14 protein-coding genes are annotated in these 17991 nt (G+C 64.7%); 11 read left to right on the top strand and 3 right to left on the bottom strand.

The window, feature by feature from the left end:
* The first annotated feature begins 21 nt into the window (after nucleotides 1-21).
* From ACP15R_RS11535 to ACP15R_RS11495, 9 genes are all read left to right on the top strand, one after another.
* On the top strand, nucleotides 22-1191 hold the full coding sequence (locus ACP15R_RS11535; protein WP_424986555.1) for an aminotransferase: 1170 nt from the start codon (nucleotides 22-24) through the stop codon (nucleotides 1189-1191).
* A 101-nt stretch (nucleotides 1192-1292) separates the two neighbouring features.
* The gene (locus ACP15R_RS11530; protein ID WP_424986554.1) at nucleotides 1293-3116 is read left to right on the top strand and encodes a peptidyl-prolyl cis-trans isomerase; all 1824 of its coding nucleotides are present in this window, start codon (nucleotides 1293-1295) and stop codon (nucleotides 3114-3116) included.
* A gap of 6 nt (nucleotides 3117-3122) precedes the next feature.
* Complete coding sequence (gene trpE, locus ACP15R_RS11525; RefSeq protein ID WP_424986553.1) at nucleotides 3123-4637, top strand: anthranilate synthase component I; 1515 nt, start codon at nucleotides 3123-3125, stop codon at nucleotides 4635-4637.
* A 253-nt stretch (nucleotides 4638-4890) separates the two neighbouring features.
* Entirely contained in the window at nucleotides 4891-5298 is a 408-nt protein-coding gene (locus ACP15R_RS11520) for a hypothetical protein (RefSeq protein WP_424986552.1), read from the top strand.
* 3 nt (nucleotides 5299-5301) lie between these two features.
* The gene (locus tag ACP15R_RS11515) at nucleotides 5302-6669 is read left to right on the top strand and encodes a hypothetical protein (RefSeq protein ID WP_424986551.1); all 1368 of its coding nucleotides are present in this window, start codon (nucleotides 5302-5304) and stop codon (nucleotides 6667-6669) included.
* 56 nt (nucleotides 6670-6725) lie between these two features.
* On the top strand, nucleotides 6726-6980 hold the full coding sequence (locus ACP15R_RS11510; RefSeq protein ID WP_424986550.1) for a hypothetical protein: 255 nt from the start codon (nucleotides 6726-6728) through the stop codon (nucleotides 6978-6980).
* 10 nt (nucleotides 6981-6990) lie between these two features.
* A complete protein-coding gene (locus ACP15R_RS11505) occupies nucleotides 6991-7260 on the top strand; it encodes a hypothetical protein (RefSeq protein ID WP_424986549.1) in 270 nt (89 codons plus the stop codon).
* A 3-nt stretch (nucleotides 7261-7263) separates the two neighbouring features.
* Nucleotides 7264-7710: a helix-turn-helix domain-containing protein gene (locus ACP15R_RS11500; RefSeq protein ID WP_424986548.1), complete on the top strand. Its 447-nt coding sequence runs from the start codon at nucleotides 7264-7266 to the stop codon at nucleotides 7708-7710.
* Between the two features lie 555 nt (nucleotides 7711-8265).
* Nucleotides 8266-10476, top strand: coding sequence for an NADP-dependent isocitrate dehydrogenase (locus ACP15R_RS11495; protein WP_424986547.1), 2211 nt, complete (start codon nucleotides 8266-8268; stop codon nucleotides 10474-10476).
* Nucleotides 10477-10558: 82 nt separating this feature from the next.
* Here ACP15R_RS11495 and ACP15R_RS11490 read toward each other — a convergent pair whose 3' ends face one another.
* Nucleotides 10559-12391: a calcium-binding protein gene (locus ACP15R_RS11490; protein ID WP_424986546.1), complete on the bottom strand. Its 1833-nt coding sequence runs from the start codon at nucleotides 12389-12391 to the stop codon at nucleotides 10559-10561.
* Between the two features lie 246 nt (nucleotides 12392-12637).
* On the opposite strand from ACP15R_RS11490, the gene ACP15R_RS11485 reads away from it, so the two are divergent.
* Together ACP15R_RS11485 and typA are read left to right on the top strand one after the other, a co-directional pair.
* Nucleotides 12638-12973: a DMT family transporter gene (locus ACP15R_RS11485; RefSeq protein WP_424986545.1), complete on the top strand. Its 336-nt coding sequence runs from the start codon at nucleotides 12638-12640 to the stop codon at nucleotides 12971-12973.
* An 85-nt stretch (nucleotides 12974-13058) separates the two neighbouring features.
* Nucleotides 13059-14879 (top strand): translational GTPase TypA, encoded by a 1821-nt coding sequence (gene typA, locus ACP15R_RS11480; protein ID WP_424986544.1) that lies wholly within the window; start codon nucleotides 13059-13061, stop codon nucleotides 14877-14879.
* Nucleotides 14880-14970: 91 nt separating this feature from the next.
* On the opposite strand, the gene ACP15R_RS11475 is transcribed toward typA, so the two are convergent.
* Both ACP15R_RS11475 and alaS read right to left on the bottom strand, forming a co-directional pair.
* Nucleotides 14971-15258: a DUF1330 domain-containing protein gene (locus tag ACP15R_RS11475; RefSeq protein WP_424986543.1), complete on the bottom strand. Its 288-nt coding sequence runs from the start codon at nucleotides 15256-15258 to the stop codon at nucleotides 14971-14973.
* A 1-nt stretch (nucleotide 15259) separates the two neighbouring features.
* The gene (gene alaS / locus ACP15R_RS11470) at nucleotides 15260-17917 is read right to left on the bottom strand and encodes an alanine--tRNA ligase (RefSeq protein WP_424986542.1); all 2658 of its coding nucleotides are present in this window, start codon (nucleotides 17915-17917) and stop codon (nucleotides 15260-15262) included.
* Nucleotides 17918-17991: the final 74 nt, after the last annotated feature.

The raw sequence follows: 17991 nt of genomic DNA, 5'->3' as shown, positions 1-17991 counted from the left end.
TCACCGTTTCCGGGGCCTGCCATGACGCGCACGCGATCCACCTTTGCCTCTCCCATCGTCGAGACCTTTGGCTGGCTCAAGGGGATCGAGCACCCGGCGGACCGTCCGCTTATGCTGGTGTCTCAGGCCGCGCCGGTCGCGCCGCCACCGCAGGAATTGCGCCAGGCGCTTGCCGATATGGTGATGCACAATGATGCGATCCACCTCTACGGGCCGGTGCTCGGGCTGCCGGCGCTGCGCGAGGAGCTCGCCGCGCAATGCAGCGCCAAATATGGCGGCCGGATTACCCAGGACCAGGTTGCGATCACCTCTGGCTGCAACCAGGCCTTTGCCGCGACCATCGCCACCCTGACCGATCAGGGAGATGAAGTTATCGTGCCAACCCCTTGGTATTTCAACCACAAAATGTGGCTTGACATGTCTGGTGTCCGGGCCGTGCCGCTGCCGGTGCAGGGTGACATGCTGCCCGATCCCGAGCAGGCCGCGGCGCTGATCACCGAACGCACCCGCGCCATCGTGCTGGTCACGCCGAACAATCCCACCGGGGCGGAATATCCTTCCGGGCTGCTGCGGGCGTTCTGCGATCTGGCCAGATCACGCGGGATCCGGCTCATCGTCGATGAAACCTATCGCGATTTCGATAGTCGCGACGGGGCGCCGCATGATCTTTTCACCGATCCGGACTGGCACCGCACGCTGGTGCATCTTTACTCCTTTTCCAAGGCCTACCGCCTGACCGGCCACCGCGTCGGCGCGCTTGCGACCTCTGCCGAGTTGCTGGGCGAAATCGAGAAATTCCTCGACACCGTCACCATCTGCCCGACCCAGACCGGCCAGCACGCGGCGCTCTGGGGCATGCGCAACCTGTCCGGCTGGCTGGCCGGCGAGCGTGACGAAATCCTGGCCCGCCGCAACGCCATCCGCGACGGTTTTCCGGTTCTGGCCGAACGCGGCTGGAAGCTGCGCGGTCTGGGGGCCTATTTCGCCTATCTCGAACATCCGTTCGATCGCGCCTCGGACACGCTGGCGAAATCCATGGTCGAAACCGCGGGCATTCTGGCCCTGCCCGCCACCATGTTCACCCCGCCCGGCGATTCCCACGGGGCCCGTCATCTGCGCGTTGCCTTTGCCAACCTCGATCGCGCCGGAATTGCCACCTTTTTCGACCGAATGGCGGCCCTGCCCGCCTGAACCCGTCTTGCCCCCCCAGAACGCGCGTCGTAGACAAGGCGGCGAAATTCAAGGCAGATCACTGCCAGCAGGGAGGCATCATGGCCGCAGGCGCAAAAAGTTTGTCCAAGACATTCGTCTGGATCATCCTCGCACTTCTGATCGTGGGGCTGGCCGGGTTCGGGGCGACCAACCTGAGCGGGACCATCCGGACCATCGGCTATGCCGGCGATCAATCGATCAGCGTTGATGCCTATGCCCGCGAACTCCAGCGCGAAATCCGCGCCATCGAGGCCCAGTCGGGCCAGGCTCTGCCGATGTCGCAGGTGCGTGCCATGGGGCTGGACCAGGTTGTGCTGTCGCGATTGGTCGGGCTGGCATCGATCGACAACGAAGTGGCCGGGCTGGGCATATCGATCGGCGATGGCAACCTGCAAAGGGAAATCGTTCAGATCCCCGCCTTTCAGGGGATCGATGGCACCTTTGACCGCGAGGCCTATCGCTTTGCGCTCAGCCAGGCGGGCCTGAACGAGACCGAGTTCGAAGACGACCTGCGCGCCGAATCCGCCCGCACGCTCGTGCAGGGGGCGATCATGGCGGGCACCGAGATGCCGCAGACCCTGACCGACACGATGGTTGACTATATTGCCGCGCGCCGCAGTTTCACCTGGGCACGCTTGTCGGCAGAGCAATTGCAAACGCCGATCCCCGATCCAACCCCCGAACAGTTGCAGGGCTATTACGATGCCCACCCGGACGAGTTCATGCTGCCGGAAACCAAGCGGCTGACCTATGTGCTGATGACGCCCGAGATGATCCTGGACGAGGTCGAGGTGGACGAATCCGCCCTGCGCGATCTTTATGACAGCCGCAGTGCCGAGTATGACGTGCCGGAACGGCGGCTGGTCGAGCGGCTGGTGTTTTCCGATCAACCCGCCGCATCCAGCGCCAAGGCGCAGCTGGATGTCAATGGTACCACCTTCGAAGCCCTGGTCGAACAACGCGGCCTTGCTCTGGCCGATATCGACCTGGGCGACGTCACGCGTGACGATCTCGGGGACGCCGCCGACGATGTGTTCGCCGCGGAGGTCGGTTCGGTTGTCGGCCCCCTGCCGTCGTCGCTTGGCCCTGCATTGTTCCGGATCAACGGCACGCTCGCGGCACGCGTGACCCCGTTCGAGGATGCCGAGGAGGAATTGCGCGCCGAGCTTGCCGGGGATCGCGCCCGCCGCCTGATCGAAGCCCGCGCCGAAGAGATCAACGACCTGATGGCTGGCGGCGCGACGCTCGAAGAACTGGCCGGGGAAACCGACATGGAGCTTGGTACCGTGAACTGGACCAGCGACGCCCATGAAGGCATTGCCGCATATGAAGAATTCCGCGCCGCCGCAGCCGCCGTGACGCAGGATGATTTCCCCGAGATCGACTTTACCGAAGACGGTGCGATTTTTGCCCAGCGTCTGGAAGAGGTGCTCGCGGTGCGCCCGGAACCCTTTGCCTCGGCACGGCCGAAGGTAGCCGATGCCTGGATGCTCGAGCAAACCGGGGCGGCGCTGCGTGAACAGGCCGAAGACATCGCGGCCCGCCTTGAGGAGACCGGAGATTTCGCGGCCACCGGCCTGCCCGTCCGGGTGGAAAACAGCATGACCCGCACCGCCTTTGTCGATGGCACACCGGCGGATTTCATGACCCAGGTCTTTGAGATGGACAAGGGCGAACTGCGGGTCATCTCGGGGCCGGGCAGCGTGGTCATCGTGCGGCTTGACGAAACCCTGCCGCCGGATGAAACCGACGAATTGGCGGCGATGCAGACGGCCTTTGCCGACGGGCTGGATCAGGCGCTGGCAGAAGCCCTGTTCGAAGCCTTCATGCGCGACGCCCGCCTGCGCGCCAAACCCCAGATCGACCAGCAGGCGCTGAATGCCGTGCAGGCCAGTTTCCAATAAGGGCTGATGAACGTGCTGACCCCCGACTATGAGAGCTTTGCCCGCGCCCATGAGGCCGGGGAAAACCAGGTTGTCTATACACGGCTGGCCGCCGATCTGGATACGCCGGTGTCATTGATGCTCAGGCTGACAGGGGCACAAAAGGACGCTTTCATGCTTGAATCGGTGACCGGCGGCGAGGTGCGTGGCCGCTATTCGATCATTGGCATGAAACCCGACCTGATCTGGCGGTGCCGGGGAACCGAAAGCGAATTGAACCGCTCGGCGCGGTTTGATCCCGACGCGTTCGAGCCGCAGCCGGGCGACCCCATGGACAACCTGCGCGCGCTGATTTCGGAGAGCCATATCGCGCTGCCCGATGACCTGCCACAGGCGGCGGCCGGGCTGTTTGGCTATCTTGGCTATGACATGGTGCGGCTGGTCGAACGCCTGCCCGACGTGCCCCCCGACCCGATGGGGCTCCCTGATGCGGTGATGATGCGCCCGTCGGTCGTGGCGGTTCTGGACGGGGTCAAGGGCGAAGTCACCGTGGTTTCGCCCGCCTGGGTCAGCGAGGGACAGACCGCGCGCGCCGCCTATGCCCAGGCCGCCGAACGGGTCATGGACGCGGTGCGCGACCTGGAACGGGCGATGCCGGCGGAAACCCGCGATCTGGGCGATGCCGCCGAAATCGCCCCGCCGGTCAGCAATTTCAGTCCCGAAGCCTATCGCGCGGCGGTCGAAACCGCCAAGGAGTACATTCGCGCGGGCGATATTTTCCAGGTTGTCCCGTCACAGCGCTGGACACAGGAATTTCCCCTGCCTCCGTTTGCGCTCTACCGCAGCCTGCGGCGCACCAACCCGTCGCCCTTCATGTTCTATTTCAACTTTGGCGGCTTTCAGGTGATCGGAGCCTCGCCGGAGATCCTCGTGCGGGTCTTTGGCAAGGAAGTGACGATTCGACCGATCGCCGGCACCCGTCCGCGCGGCGCGACACCGGAAGAGGATCGCGCGCTCGAGGCCGAGTTGCTGGCAGACAAGAAGGAATTGGCCGAGCACCTGATGCTGCTCGATCTCGGGCGCAATGACACCGGCCGCGTGGCGCGCATCGGCACCGTGCGCCCGACCGAGCAATTCATCATCGAGCGCTATTCCCACGTCATGCATATCGTCAGCAACGTGGTTGGCGAGCTTGATGAGAACAAGGACGCGCTGGACGCGTTTTTTGCCGGGATGCCCGCAGGCACCGTCAGCGGCGCGCCCAAGGTACGGGCGATGGAGATCATCGACGAGCTGGAACCGGAAAAGCGCGGCGTCTATGGCGGTGGTGTCGGGTATTTCTCGGCCGGTGGCGACATGGACATGTGCATCGCGCTGCGCACCGCCGTGGTGCAGGACCGCAAGCTGTATATCCAGGCGGGCGGCGGTGTTGTCTATGACAGCGATCCCGAGGCCGAGTACCAGGAAACGGTTCACAAATCCAACGCCATCCGGCGCGCGGCGGCGGATGCGGCCCGGTTCGCAGGCAATGGCAACGGCTGAGCAATGACGACCTGAGCGCGCCGGCGATTGGTTTTGGTGTCCGGCGACGATGGGGTTGAGCGGCATCGGGCGGCCTGTTGGCCGCGACGCACGGCTCCAAGCGGCTGTTTTTCGGCGAGGTCAAATTCCGGATTTGGGGTGTCCTCGTCGGGCAAGGGCGTGCAATCGCCAAGTCAGCAGATCACCTTCCTGGGCGAGGTCCGCGATACCCAACGCCTGATTTGAAGCTCCCGCGGCGGATGCCTTGCGGTTCGTGCGCGACACTTCCGGCGATCTGCCGATGGCGGCGCTGCACGCCGTGCAGAACGGTCTCGCCAGCGCCAAGGCGGCAACCTATGCCGCGCTCGCCGAGGGCGGCAAGAACCCGGCCCTGGCGGCACAGTTCATGGCGACGATCGACGGGCCGGAAAGCCTGGAAACCTACCAGGACAACGCCGCAACGATCGAGACCGCGGCCGCCGCCTGGAACACCATGCTGCAGACCCAGCTGCGCGCCCTCCCCGCCGCCAGGCTGATCTCGCTGCCGGTGCGTTCGGACAATGGCATCGACAGCCGGCATATCGCCACCATCGGCACCCTGACGGCTGCCGAGGCTTCGGGCATTCGCACGTCAACCGAACTCGCCAACCTGGTCGCCGCGTTCGAAGCCGCCGGGGCCTGACCGATGCCCTATGCCGTCGTCGGCTCGCATGTCGGTGGGTCCCGCACCACCGTCAACATCGGCGGCACCGACTATGATGTCTATACCGACTGCTCCTCGATCACCTTCGCATCCGCGGGCGATGTCGACTTCCTGATCGTCGCCGGCGGCGGCGGGGCTGGCGGCAGCGAATTCGCCCGGGGCGGCGGCGGTGGCGGCGGCGGCCAGGCCGCAAGCGGGACCTTTGTCGCGACGGCCTCCACCTACGCCCTGGCCATCGGCTCGGGCGGCTCCGGCGGGCCCCGCTCTGGCGCTGACTTCTCCGACCCCGGCGGCAATGGCGGCGCATCCTCGATCAGCGGAACCGCCGCGCCCGCCCCGGTCGCGGGCGGCGGCGGCGGCGGGCGTGGCCTCGACTTTGGCGACACCTCCCTGAATGACGGGCGCGACGGTGGAACCGGCGGTGGCGGCGGGGCCAATTCCGGCGCGGGCGGAACCGGCGCGGGCGGACTTGATGGTGCCGGTTTCGCGGGCGATTACGAGGGCGGCGGCGGTGCGGCCGGAGCCGCAACCGGCGGCAGCGGCGGCGCGGGCCTCACCTCGGCGATCAACGGCACATCCTTTGACTATGGCACCGGCGGCGATGGCGGTGACACCGCGGACACCGGGCTGGATGCGACGGACGGGTTCGGTGGCGGCGGAACCGCGCATGGCACGTTCGGCGACGGCGGTCGCGGCGGCAACGGCACGGTCATCCTGCGGGTTGCGACCCCGACCGCCGGCGGGTTTTCCGGCACCGGAGGGCTGACGAGCCCGCTCGCGGATGTTGCGGGCGGCGGGGTCATCGGCATGGGCGGCGACGGGGCCATCGCCCCGCCGGCCCCGAACCTCGCCACGACCGGACATGCGGCGGTCACACTTGCCGGCCAGGGGGCGTTTGCGCTGCCCCTGCCCGCCCCGACCGGTGCGGCGGCGAGTGGCCTGCCCGCCACCGGGGCCATCGCGCCGCCCCTGCCCGACCTCGCGGGGGCCGCCGTCATCGCCCTCGCCGCCGACGGATCGCTGGCGCTTCCCGCCCCCCGGCCAGAGGGTCTTGGTGCAACCGGCCAGATCGGCGCGGGCGCGCTGTCGCTGCCCGCACCGGTGTTGGCGGGCGCAGGCAGCGTTGCTCAGATCGCCGCAGGCAGCCCCGCGTTGCCCGTTGTCACGATCGCGGGGGACGGCAGGTTCCTCCTCTCCGTCACCTCCTCAGCGTCACTTCCCACACCGGTTCTGTCAGGGAACGGCGGCATCGCCGGAATTGCAGCAGGATCGATCGCACTGAGCGCGCCGGTTTCGGCGCGGTTCAGCAGATTGGCATCGCGGCGGTTCACGCCCCTGCCCCCGCCCTGACCGGTTCGGGAGCGGTCACCGGGCCGATCGGCGGACCCGGCAGCGTCGCGCTTGCCGTGCCGGTTCTGGGCGGATCGGGCGTGGTATCGGGCGACGCGCAAGGCGGGATCACCCTGCCCTTTGTCACGGTCTTGGGGAGCGGCAACCTCCCCGTCACGATCACCGGCAGCGCCAGCGTTCTGTTGCCGATGTTCACCATCCTGGGCGGCGTTGACCCCATGGCCCCGCCACATCCCGGCCGTGTGGTCGTGCTGCCGCCCGAACCCCGCCTCGCGACCCTGCCGGCCGAGCGCCGGATCATCACCGCATAGGAGCCGACAGATGCACTGGAGCCACGCCAAAGACCCCGACGACAACGCCGACTACGCGATCGACTGGAGCAACCTGCTGGCCGGCGACACCATCCAGGCATCGGAGTGGATCGTCCCCGAGGGCCTTGTCGCCGGTGACAGCGCCGTGGCGGGGGACGTCACCACGCTCTGGCTGAGCGGCGGAACGCATGGCACGGTCTACCAGGTCACCAACCGCGTCACCACGCTGGGCGGACGCCGTCTCGACCGGTCGGTCGCGCTCCTGGTGCGGAACCGCTGACCCATGCCCCGGCGCTGCGCCGCATCCCGCCCCGCCGCGCAGGTCACACCGCATTGGCGCACGGCGATCCTGGAATTGCCAACCGAAGAGCGCCTCGCGGCGGCGCTCGACATGTTGTCGGACGTGCTGGGCGACGATGCCGCGCTGCGCGACCATTGGTGCGGCGCGCTCGGGATATGGCCGGGCGTTTCGGTGCTGCTCTGCGCGCTGCTGGCCCGGCCGGGCATCATCGTGCAGACCAACACGATCGCCATCGCGCTCGAGGCGCAAGGCAGCGAGGGCACACCCGAGCGCCTGATCCCGGTCTACATCCACCACCTGCGCCAGGCCATGAAACCCCTGGACCTCGCCGCCGCGATCCGGACCCATCGTGGCATCGGCTGGTCCATCACCCCCGACGCCACCACCAAGCTGAAACGCCGCTTCCCATTCCCGAACCGGCACCTTTAACCCACACTTCAATCACCGGAGAAACCGATGCCACTTCTTGATGACGAAACTGCCAAGCGGGTGCGAGCGAAGCGCGATTTTGAGATGGCTAGCGCCCTCGCCAATCCTACGGTTTTGGCGGCCCTCTAAACACTGATCGAGGAAGGCGTCGAACCCTCAATAGCTTACGACTGCATGATATACCTACGCCGCAAGATCAGACATGCCAAATAGCCCAGGATGCCGATATGATCGACGCTGAAGAAGGCACCTTTAACCCACGTTTCAAACGCCCGTTGAAACCCCCTTGTCGAGTCGCGCGCAAAACCTCAAACTCACCCCCAAGACTCGCCCCGATCCCGAAAACCGTTTGCTGAAAGTTTCTCTGTCAATCTATGAAAAAATAAGTGTCGCGCTACAGTCGCGCTACAATTTCCATGAAAAAGCAGCCACCGCGCCAGACTGACAGGCTTTCCTGCGACAAATCGGTATACCATGGCATACAGGACTTTAAGATGCTGCAGGGATCGGTTATATCGCCCGTGAAATTGACCCAAGGCCCGAAAGGCAGACCCTATGGCAGACCTCTCTGATACCGATATTGTCTATACAACCGTCGATGAAGCGCCGGAACTGGCAAGCGCGTCGTTGCTTCCGATCGTGCGCTTTTTTGCCAATGCCGCCGATATCACGGTCGACACCCGCGACATCTCGCTGGCGGGCCGGATCATCTCGGCCTTTCCGGATTACCTGAGCGACGATCAGAAACAGAATGACGACCTTGCCGCCCTGGGCGAATGGGTCAAGACCCCCGACGCCAACGTGATCAAGCTACCCAATATCTCGGCATCGGTGCCGCAGCTGGTGGCGGCAATCAGCGAATTGCAATCCAAGGGCTATGCGCTGCCCGACTATCCCGAAGAACCCGCAAACGACACCGAAAAGGACGTTCGCGCGCGTTATGACGCGATCAAGGGCTCGGCGGTGAATCCGGTGCTACGTGAAGGCAACTCGGACCGGCGCGCGGCCAAGGCGGTCAAGAACTATGCCAAGGCCAACCCGCACCGCATGGGCGCATGGAGTGCCGACAGCAAGACGCAGGTCGCATCGATGCCCGGCAACGATTTCTATGCCAACGAAACCTCGGCCACGGTCAGCGCGGCGCAAGCAGGCGCCGCCAAGATCGTGCTGACCGGCGCGGATGGCAGTGAGACCACTCTCAAGGAAGGCGTCAAGCTTGACCAAGGCACAGTGGTCGATGCCACCTTCATGTCGGCTGCCGCCCTGCGCAGCTTTCTGAAGGGTGAAATCTCCAGCATGGAGCCGGGCGTCTTGTTCTCGTTGCACATGAAAGCGACGATGATGAAAGTGTCCGACCCGATCATCTTTGGCCACGCCGTTTCGGTCTATCTCGAAGAGTTCTTCGCCAAGCATGGCGACGCGCTTGACGCCCTGGGCGTGAACCCCAATTCGGGCATTGGCGACATCGAGGCCCGGATTGCCGACAATGACGCGCTCAAGGCCGATCTCGCGGCGGCGCTGGCGGCGCAACCGCCGATGTACATGGTGAATTCCGACAGGGGCATCACCAACCTGCACGTGCCTTCGGACGTGATCATCGACGCCTCGATGCCCGCGGTGATCCGCGCGGGCGGCAAGGGCTGGGGCCCGGATGGCAACGAGGCCGACACCAAATGCGTGATCCCCGACCGTTGCTATGCCTCGGTCTATGACGAGACCATCAGCTATTTCAAGGAGACCGGTGCGCTGGACGTTGCCACCTCGGGCACGGTGCAGAATGTCGGCCTGATGGCGCAAAAGGCCGAGGAATACGGCTCGCACCCCACGACGTTCGAAATCCCGGCGGCGGGCACCATCCGCATGATCGCGGCAAATGGCGACGTGCTGCACACGCATGAGGTCGAGGCCGGCGATATCTGGCGCTCGTCCACCGCGAAACAGGCGCCGATCGAAGACTGGGTGCAACTGGCGATTGACCGGCAGGCCGCAACCGGGGCGCAGGCGATTTTCTGGCTGGATGCCAACCGGGCGCATGACGCGGTGCTGATCGGCAAGGTCAAACCCATCCTCGACGCCAAGGGCGTGACCGACAAGTTCCAGATCCTCGCCCCGCGCGAGGCCACCCGCCTGACGCTGGAAACGATCCGCAAGGGCGAGGACAGCATCGCCATCACCGGCAACGTGCTGCGCGATTATCTGACCGACCTGTTCCCGATCCTCGAATTGGGCACCTCGGCCAAGATGCTGTCGATCGTCAAGCTGATGCAGGGTGGCGGGTTGTTTGAAACCGGTGCCGGCGGCTCGGCCCCCAAGCATGTGCAGCAGCTGGTCGAGGAAAACCACCTTCGCTGGGACAGCCTGGGCGAGTTCTGCGCCCTGGGCGAGAGCATCTCGTTCCTCGCCGAGCGCAAGAACAATGCCAAGGCCGCCGTGTTGGGCAAGGCGGTTGATGCGGCGACGCAGGGCATCCTGGATCACGACCGCAGCCCCAGCCGCAAGGTCGGCCAGCCCGACAACCGCGACAGCCATTACTGGTTCGCGCGCTATTGGGCCGAGGCGCTTGCGGCGCAGACCGAGGACGCCGAGCTTGCCGCCCGGTTCGCCCCGGTGGCGCAGGCGCTGGCAGATGGCGAATCGGCAATCGTGGCAGAGCTCACCGCGGTTCAGGGCAACGCGGCGGATATCGGTGGCTATTTCAAGGCCGCTCCCGACAAGCTGGCCAACGTGATGCGCCCCAGTGCGACCCTGAACGCCATCATCGGCTGACAAACAAACCGCGCGCGCCCACATGATCGGGGCGCGCGCATTGCATTTCCTGTCCGGGCCGCTTTGCCACCCGCGGCAATCATCAAATGAACTGGAACGTGATGTCGGATTCCTCCAGTATCACGCCGGACAATACCACATCCACCGTATCAAGTTGGATCGTGGTGTCTCCCCCGCCTGACCGGACCAGCAGATCCGAGGCATCGGCACCGCGCAGCTCGATCTGGATCCTGTCAAGATCTGCGGAAAAATCGGTGATCGTATCCTGCCCGCCATGGCCGTTGACAAAGACAAATGTATCAAGCCCGGACCCGCCGATCAGGGTGTCGGTGCCGCCGCCGCCCTTGAGCACATCGTTGCCGCTGCCCCCTGACAACAGATCGTTGCCGCCGCCGCCGCCAAGGATGTCGCGCCCCGCCTCGCCATAAAGCCGGTCGGCACCGGCATCGCCGCTGATGCCGTCATTGCCCTTGCCGCCTTTCAGCAAGTCATCGCCGGCTCCAGCGCGCAGCGTATCGTGCCCCGCACGGCCATAGAGCGTATCCGCGCCCTCGTCGCCACGCAGAATGTCGTTGCCCGCGCGCCCGTTGATGGTGTCATCGCCCGCCAGCCCGAGGATCCGGTCGGCCCCCGCCAACCCGCCAAGCTGATCGGCCTGCGCGGTCCCGGCGAGATGCGCGCGCGGTTCGCTGACGTCGAAAAACGCAAGCTGAAGCGGGTTGCCGCTTGCCGTCCCTTCATCGGTATAGGCCAGCGCGATGGTGCCGTCCGGCAGTTCCGTGAGCGATGGCATGCCCTGCGCCCCTGCATCCGAGAACCCCACCGTGATCGCGTCGCCTTGCGGCCGGCCATCTTCGTCAAACAGCAAGAGTTCGATACCCTGCGTTCCCTCCGATGCATCCGCCACGACCATCGCCAGTGCAAGACCGCCGCCCGACAACGCGAGCATGTCGAACTCGCCCTGATCGCTGTCAAAGCTCATTTCACGCGGGATCGGGCTTGCCGCGAACTGCTGCATCGCCTGCGCCGAAAACAGCTTGAGCCTGAGCGTCGATGCGCCAGGGCCGTTTTCCTCGACATAGGCAAGCGCGAAACCACCGCCCCCCAATGCCGCAAGTTCAAGAGTGTTCCCGGCCAGCCCCCGGCCCGGCGCCGCGTCGATGAAAAAGGGCAGCGGTTCGTAGACCCCCATAAGCCCATCCGGCCCCTCAAACCGATCGTCGCTCAGAATCAGGCGAATATAGTCCCTGTCCGGGTCATCCGGCGACACGTATGTAGTGGCACGCAGGATGTTGCCGTTGCTCAGCTGCACCATGTCATCGACGTCATCGGACAGGCTCCCACGCGACAACCCACCGGTATCATAGATGTAGGTCCCGCTATCCGCGTCCGTCCCCGATGCCGAGGCCGGTCCCTTGAGGATGACCGCAAAGCGGTTGCCGCTCAGTTCGACCATGCGATGCAGCACCTGCATCTCGCTCGCATCCCCGAACAGCCCTGACGGGGTGTCCTCGACCACATCGATGTCGAAATTCGCAATCGCGGTTCCATCGGCCTGATAGAACCTGACAAAAACGTCCTGGTCCATTGGGTGATCGCCATATCGTGCCGTATGGGTGAAACCCACCGCGAAGCCGCCATTGGACAGCGCAAGCACCTGTGGCCGATCCTGGAGGAACGCGGCCTCGTCATTGACCTGAATGATCTCGCTGATCGGCGACCCGTTGCTGTCCAGGACCCGCAGGAATACCGCACCATCGGTATCCTCGAACTGGTCTGTCGGCTGGCCAAGTATCTCCGACCAGACCACGACGATATTACCGTTGGGTAGAACCTCGATCTCGGGATCGCTCCCCCCGGTTCCATAACCCGCGGAGGGAATCGTGATTGCCGAAGCGCGTTGTTTCAGTTCCATTATTCTGCCTTTCGATGGTTGTGACCCTGGTTTGCCTGCCTGGCATTTGCCACCGCCCCGCCATTGTGTCCCGGGTGCCCTGCACCGTCGGATGGCTGCTCGATTTTGAGCGCATTCCCTTGACCAAGTGTGACAATCACATAGAGAACAGGCCGAGGCGCGAGTTCAACCATGACGATAGGGAATTGTCAGTTTTCCCCGACCGGTCTAGACGCGGTGCAACAGCGTCGCAGACAGGGTACCGACATGCCGATCCATTATCTCTATCTCTTCATGGCCATCGTCGCGGAAACCATCGGAACCACCGCGCTTCAGGCCAGCCAGCAATTCAGCCGCATCGGCCCGTCGATCCTCGTGGTGATCAGCTATGGCGCGGCCTTTTACCTGCTGGCGCTGGCGTTGCGGTTCATGCCGGTCGGCGTTGCCTATGCGATCTGGTCGGGGCTTGGGATCGTGCTCATCGCGCTGATCGGACTGGTGATGTTCGGACAGAAACTCGACCTTGCGGCGGTGGTCGGGCTGGCGCTCATCATCGCCGGCATCGTGATCATCCAGCTGTTTTCCCACACCGCGAGCCATTGAACCACAGGTAAAACACGGATTTGCTCTGGCCTTTGACGGCGTGTCGCGCTATGCGCGCGGCAACTCCCGCACAAAGGCTGAACCTATGGACCTGCGCAATATCGCAATCATCGCTCACGTGGACCACGGCAAGACCACGCTGGTGGACGAACTGCTGAAACAATCCGGAACCTACCGGGACAACCAGGCCACCACCGAGCGGGCCATGGACAGCAACGACCTGGAGCGCGAGCGCGGGATCACCATCCTGGCCAAGGCCACCTCGGTCGAGTGGAAGGGCACGCGCATCAACATCGTCGACACGCCCGGCCACGCCGATTTCGGTGGCGAAGTCGAGCGCATCCTGTCGATGGTGGACGGGGTGGTGCTGCTGGTTGATGCCGCCGAGGGCCCGATGCCGCAGACCAAGTTCGTGACTTCCAAGGCGCTGGCGCTTGGGCTGCGCCCGATCGTGGTTCTGAACAAGGTCGACAAACCCGATGCCGAGCCCGACCGCGCGCTGGACGAATGCTTTGACCTGTTCGCCAATCTCGGGGCCGATGACGACCAGCTCGACTTTCCCGCGATGTATGCCTCGGGCCGATCCGGGTGGGCCGACATGGAGCTGGACGGGCCGCGCAAGGATCTGACCGCGCTGTTCGACCTGATCGTCGATCACGTGCCCGCCCCGGCACAGATCACGCGCAAGGACGAACCCTTCCGCATGCTCGCCACCACGCTGGGCAGCGATCCCTTTATCGGCCGCATCCTGACCGGGCGCGTCGAGAGCGGCACGCTCAAGGCTGGCGATACGGTCAAGGCGCTGAGCCGCGATGGTGCGTTGATCGAGAACTTTCGCTGCACCAAGATCCTCGCCTTCCGTGGCCTGAGCCAACAGGCCATCGACATGGCCGAATCCGGTGACATCGTTTCGCTTGCCGGCATGTCCAAGGCAACCGTGGCCGACAGTATCGTGGCCCCCGCCATCAATGACGCCCTGCCGGCCCAACCCATCGACCCGCCGACCATCACCGTGACCTTTGGAATCAACGACAGCCCGCTGGCGGGCCGCGACGGCAAAAAGGTGCAGTCCCGCGTGATCCGCGAACGGCTGCACAAAGAGGCCGAGAGCAACGTCGCCATCAAGATCAGCGACACCCCCGGCGGCGAAGCCTTTGAGGTCGCAGGCCGGGGTGAATTGCAGATGGGGGTTCTGATCGAGAACATGCGCCGCGAAGGGTTCGAATTGTCGATCTCGCGGCCGCAGGTGCTGTTTCAGGATATCGACGGGCAACGCATGGAGCCCATCGAAGAAGCCACCATCGACGTGGATGACGAATATTCCGGCGCGGTCATCGAAAAGATCACCGGCGCGCGCAAGGGTGAACTGGTCGAGATGAAACCCGCTGGCGCGGGCAAGACCCGCATCATCGCGCATGTGCCGTCGCGTGGGCTGATCGGGTATCATGGCGAGTTCCTGACCGATACCCGCGGCACCGGTGTTCTGAACCGGGTGTTCCACGGCTGGGCGCCGCACAAGGGCGCGATTCCGGGTCGCCGCGCCGGGGTTCTGATCTCGATGGAAAAGGGCCAGTCGGTTGCCTATGCCCTGTGGAACCTGGAAGAGCGCGGCCGCATGTTCATCGGCGCGCAGGCCGACGTGTACCAGGGCATGATCATTGGCGAACACAGTCGCGAGAACGATCTCGAGGTCAACCCGCTCAAGGGCAAGAAGCTGACCAACGTGCGCGCCAGCGGCACGGATGAAGCGGTGCGCCTGACCACGCCGATCACCATGTCGCTGGAAGAGGCCATTGCCTATATCGACGATGACGAACTGGTCGAGGTCACGCCCAACGCCATCCGGCTGCGCAAGCGGCATCTCGATCCGCATGAGCGCAAGCGCGCCGCCAAGGCCGCCGGCTGAGGCAAGCGACCAACCAGAAAAACAAAGGCCGGGCAGATGCGCCCGGCCTTTTTTGTTGTAAAAAAAGTGCGCCGATCCGGGTCGGCCGCGTTCAGTCGCTGGTTTCGACAACCATCAATTCGCGTTCCGAAGCACCGCGCGCGAAATCCAGCGCCGCCTGGTACTCTGCCGAGTTGTAACACGCGACCGCTGCCTCGACCGAGGGAAACCGCGCCACCACGTTGCGCGGGCGCTCCTTGCCCTCAAGCTGAACAAAGCGACCGCCGCGCGCGACGAATTCGCCGCCATGCTTGGCAATCGCCGGGCCTGCAAGCTCGGCGTATTTCCCATAGGCCTCGACATCCGTCACCGTGACATGTGCAATCCAAAGCGCGCCCATCTTATCCTCCGATGACCTGTTCCGCGGCGGCAATCGCCGCCTCTGCATTCGCCGCGTCGCGGCCCCCGCCCTGCGCCATGTCGGGGCGGCCGCCGCCACCCTTGCCGCCAAGCTCCTGCACAGCGGCCTTGACCAGATCGACCGCCGACAGCCGGTCGGTCAGATCATCCGTGACCCCGGCCGCCACTGCCGCCTTGCCACCGGCATCCGCGATAAGCAGCACCGCACCGCTGCCGATACGTGCCTTGTGCTCGTCGATCAGCGCCGGAAGATCCTTGCCCGTCACACCGCTCAGAACCTGCGCCACAAGGGAAACGCCATTGATCTGCCGGGCTTCCGGTGCCGCCTGTCCGCCGCCCGCCATCGCCAGTTCCCGGCGCAGCTGGGCGACCTCGTTGGACAGGGCCTTGCGTTCGTCCATCAAGGCGCGCACCCGGTCCGGGACAACGGCGGCCTGCGCCTTGAGCGCGCCGGCAATGTCCGAGAGCCGCTGATCCTGTTCGCGCAGATAGCGGAACGCCTCGGCCCCGGTCAGCGCCTCGATCCGGCGCACCCCGGCGCTGGATGCGGAATCCCCCAGCGTCACGAACACCCCGATATCGCCGGTCTGACGCACGTGGGTGCCGCCGCACAGCTCGATCGAATAGGTTGCCCCATTGCCGCCCTTGCCCGATTGCGGGTCGACACCCATCGACACCACGCGCACTTCGTCGCCGTATTTCTCGCCGAACAACGCCTGCGCACCGATTCCGCGCGCGTCATCCGGGGTCATGATGCGGGTCTCGACCGGGGAATTCTGGCGGATATAGCTGTTCACCTCGTCCTGTACCTGCTGCAACTCTTCGACCGTCAGCGCCTTGGTATGGCTGAAATCGAACCGCAGGCGATCCTCGGCATTCAGCGAGCCGCGCTGCGCCACGTGATCGCCCAGGGCCCGACGCAGGGCCTCGTGCAACAGGTGGGTTGCCGAATGGTTGGCACGGATCGATGTCCGGCGCGCGTGATCGACCGTCAGCGTCGCCGCCTCGCCAGCCTTGAGCTGGCCTTCAATCACCCTGGCGATATGCACGAACACGCCCGCCGTCTTGCGGGTATCGGTGATCTCGGCAACGCCGCCCTCGGTCCGGATCTCACCGGTATCGCCAACCTGGCCACCGCTTTCAGCATAGAAGGGCGACTGGTTGAGCGCGATCTGCACCTCCTGCCCCTGCCCGGCCAGATCAACGGTTGCGCCATTCTGCACCATCGCCACGATCTGCCCCTCGGCGGTCTCGGTATCGTAACCGAGGAAATCCGTGGTGCCATGCTGGTCGGCCACGTCGAACCAGACGGTGGCATCCGCCGCCTCGCCACTGCCCGACCACGCGGCCCGCGCCTTGGCCTTCTGTTCGGCCATTGCGGCGTCGAACCCGTCGGTATCCACGGCGCGATCCATTTCGCGCAGTGCGTCCTGTGTCAGGTCCAGCGGGAAACCGTAGGTATCATAAAGCTTGAACGCCGCCTGCCCCGGCAACGCCGCGCCATCCGGCAGTTTGGAAACCTCGTCATCCAACAGCTTGAGACCGCGATCCAGCGTCTGCTTGAACCGGGTTTCCTCGAGTTTCAACGTCTCTTCGATCAGCGATTGCGCCCGGCCAAGCTCGGGATAGGCCGCGCCCATCTGCTGAACCAGGGCGGGCACCAGGCGATGCATCAACGGATCCTTGACGCCGAGCAGATGCGCATGCCGCATCGCGCGCCGCATGATCCGGCGCAGCACGTACCCCCGCCCGTCATTGGACGGCATCACGCCATCCGCCATCAGGAACGAAGTCGAGCGCAGGTGATCCGCGATCACCCGGTGATGGGTCTTGCCCGGCCCGTCAGGGTCGGTGCTGCTGGCATCGGCGCTGGCCTCGATCAGGCTGCGCATGAGATCGGTGGCATAATTGTCGTTGGTGCCCTGCAACAACGCCGCAACCCGTTCGATCCCCATGCCGGTATCGATCGACTGCGCATCGAGCTCCCGGCGGCTGCCATCCTCGAACTGCTCGTATTGCATGAAAACGAGGTTCCAGATCTCGACGAACCGGTCGCCATCCTCTTCCGGGCTGCCCGGGGGGCCACCCCAATATTGCTCGCCGTGATCATAGAAAATCTCGGTACAGGGGCCGCAGGGACCGGTCGGCCCCATTTGCCAGAAATTGTCGTTTGTGGGGATGCGGATGATCCGGTCATCCGACAGGCCGGCGACCTTTTTCCAGATCTCGGCGGCTTCGTCATCCGTATGGTAGACCGTGACCAGCAGGCGGGATTTGTCGATCCCCAGGTCCCTGGTGATCAGTTCCCAGGCAAAGGGGATCGCGTCGGATTTGAAATAGTCGCCAAAGCTGAAATTGCCCAGCATCTCGAAAAACGTGTGGTGGCGCGCCGTATAGCCCACATTGTCCAGGTCGTTGTGCTTGCCCCCGGCGCGCACGCATTTCTGCGCGGTCGTGGCTCGCGTATAGTCGCGATGTTCGACGCCGGTGAACAGGTTCTTGAACTGGACCATGCCGGAATTCGCGAACATCAGGGTCGGGTCATTGCGCGGCACCAACGGGCTGCTTTCCACAACCTCATGACCTTGCTTGGCAAAATAGCTCAGAAAGGTGGAGCGGATGTCATTCAACGTGGGCATGGGCTAGCTTTCGGCGGTTCTGGTCTGGCAACTCAAATAGCCGCAAGCCCCGGCACTGTCCACCGCCGCCATGT

It is taken from the genome of Microbulbifer sp. S227A (assembly GCF_049800935.1).
Note: the sequence above shows the minus strand (reverse complement) of the source record. Positions and strands in the feature narration are given on the sequence as shown.

Coding starts and splice junctions, on each gene's coding strand:
- ACP15R_RS11535 (WP_424986555.1), top strand. CDS start 22: ATGACGCGCACGCGATCCACCTTTGCCTCTCCCATCGTCGAGACCTTT.
- trpE (WP_424986553.1), top strand. CDS start 3,123: ATGAACGTGCTGACCCCCGACTATGAGAGCTTTGCCCGCGCCCATGAG.
- ACP15R_RS11515 (WP_424986551.1), top strand. CDS start 5,302: ATGCCCTATGCCGTCGTCGGCTCGCATGTCGGTGGGTCCCGCACCACC.
- ACP15R_RS11505 (WP_424986549.1), top strand. CDS start 6,991: ATGCACTGGAGCCACGCCAAAGACCCCGACGACAACGCCGACTACGCG.
- ACP15R_RS11500 (WP_424986548.1), top strand. CDS start 7,264: ATGCCCCGGCGCTGCGCCGCATCCCGCCCCGCCGCGCAGGTCACACCG.
- ACP15R_RS11495 (WP_424986547.1), top strand. CDS start 8,266: ATGGCAGACCTCTCTGATACCGATATTGTCTATACAACCGTCGATGAA.
- ACP15R_RS11490 (WP_424986546.1), bottom strand. CDS start 12,391: ATGGAACTGAAACAACGCGCTTCGGCAATCACGATTCCCTCCGCGGGT.
- ACP15R_RS11485 (WP_424986545.1), top strand. CDS start 12,638: ATGCCGATCCATTATCTCTATCTCTTCATGGCCATCGTCGCGGAAACC.
- typA (WP_424986544.1), top strand. CDS start 13,059: ATGGACCTGCGCAATATCGCAATCATCGCTCACGTGGACCACGGCAAG.
- ACP15R_RS11475 (WP_424986543.1), bottom strand. CDS start 15,258: ATGGGCGCGCTTTGGATTGCACATGTCACGGTGACGGATGTCGAGGCC.
- alaS (WP_424986542.1), bottom strand. CDS start 17,917: ATGCCCACGTTGAATGACATCCGCTCCACCTTTCTGAGCTATTTTGCC.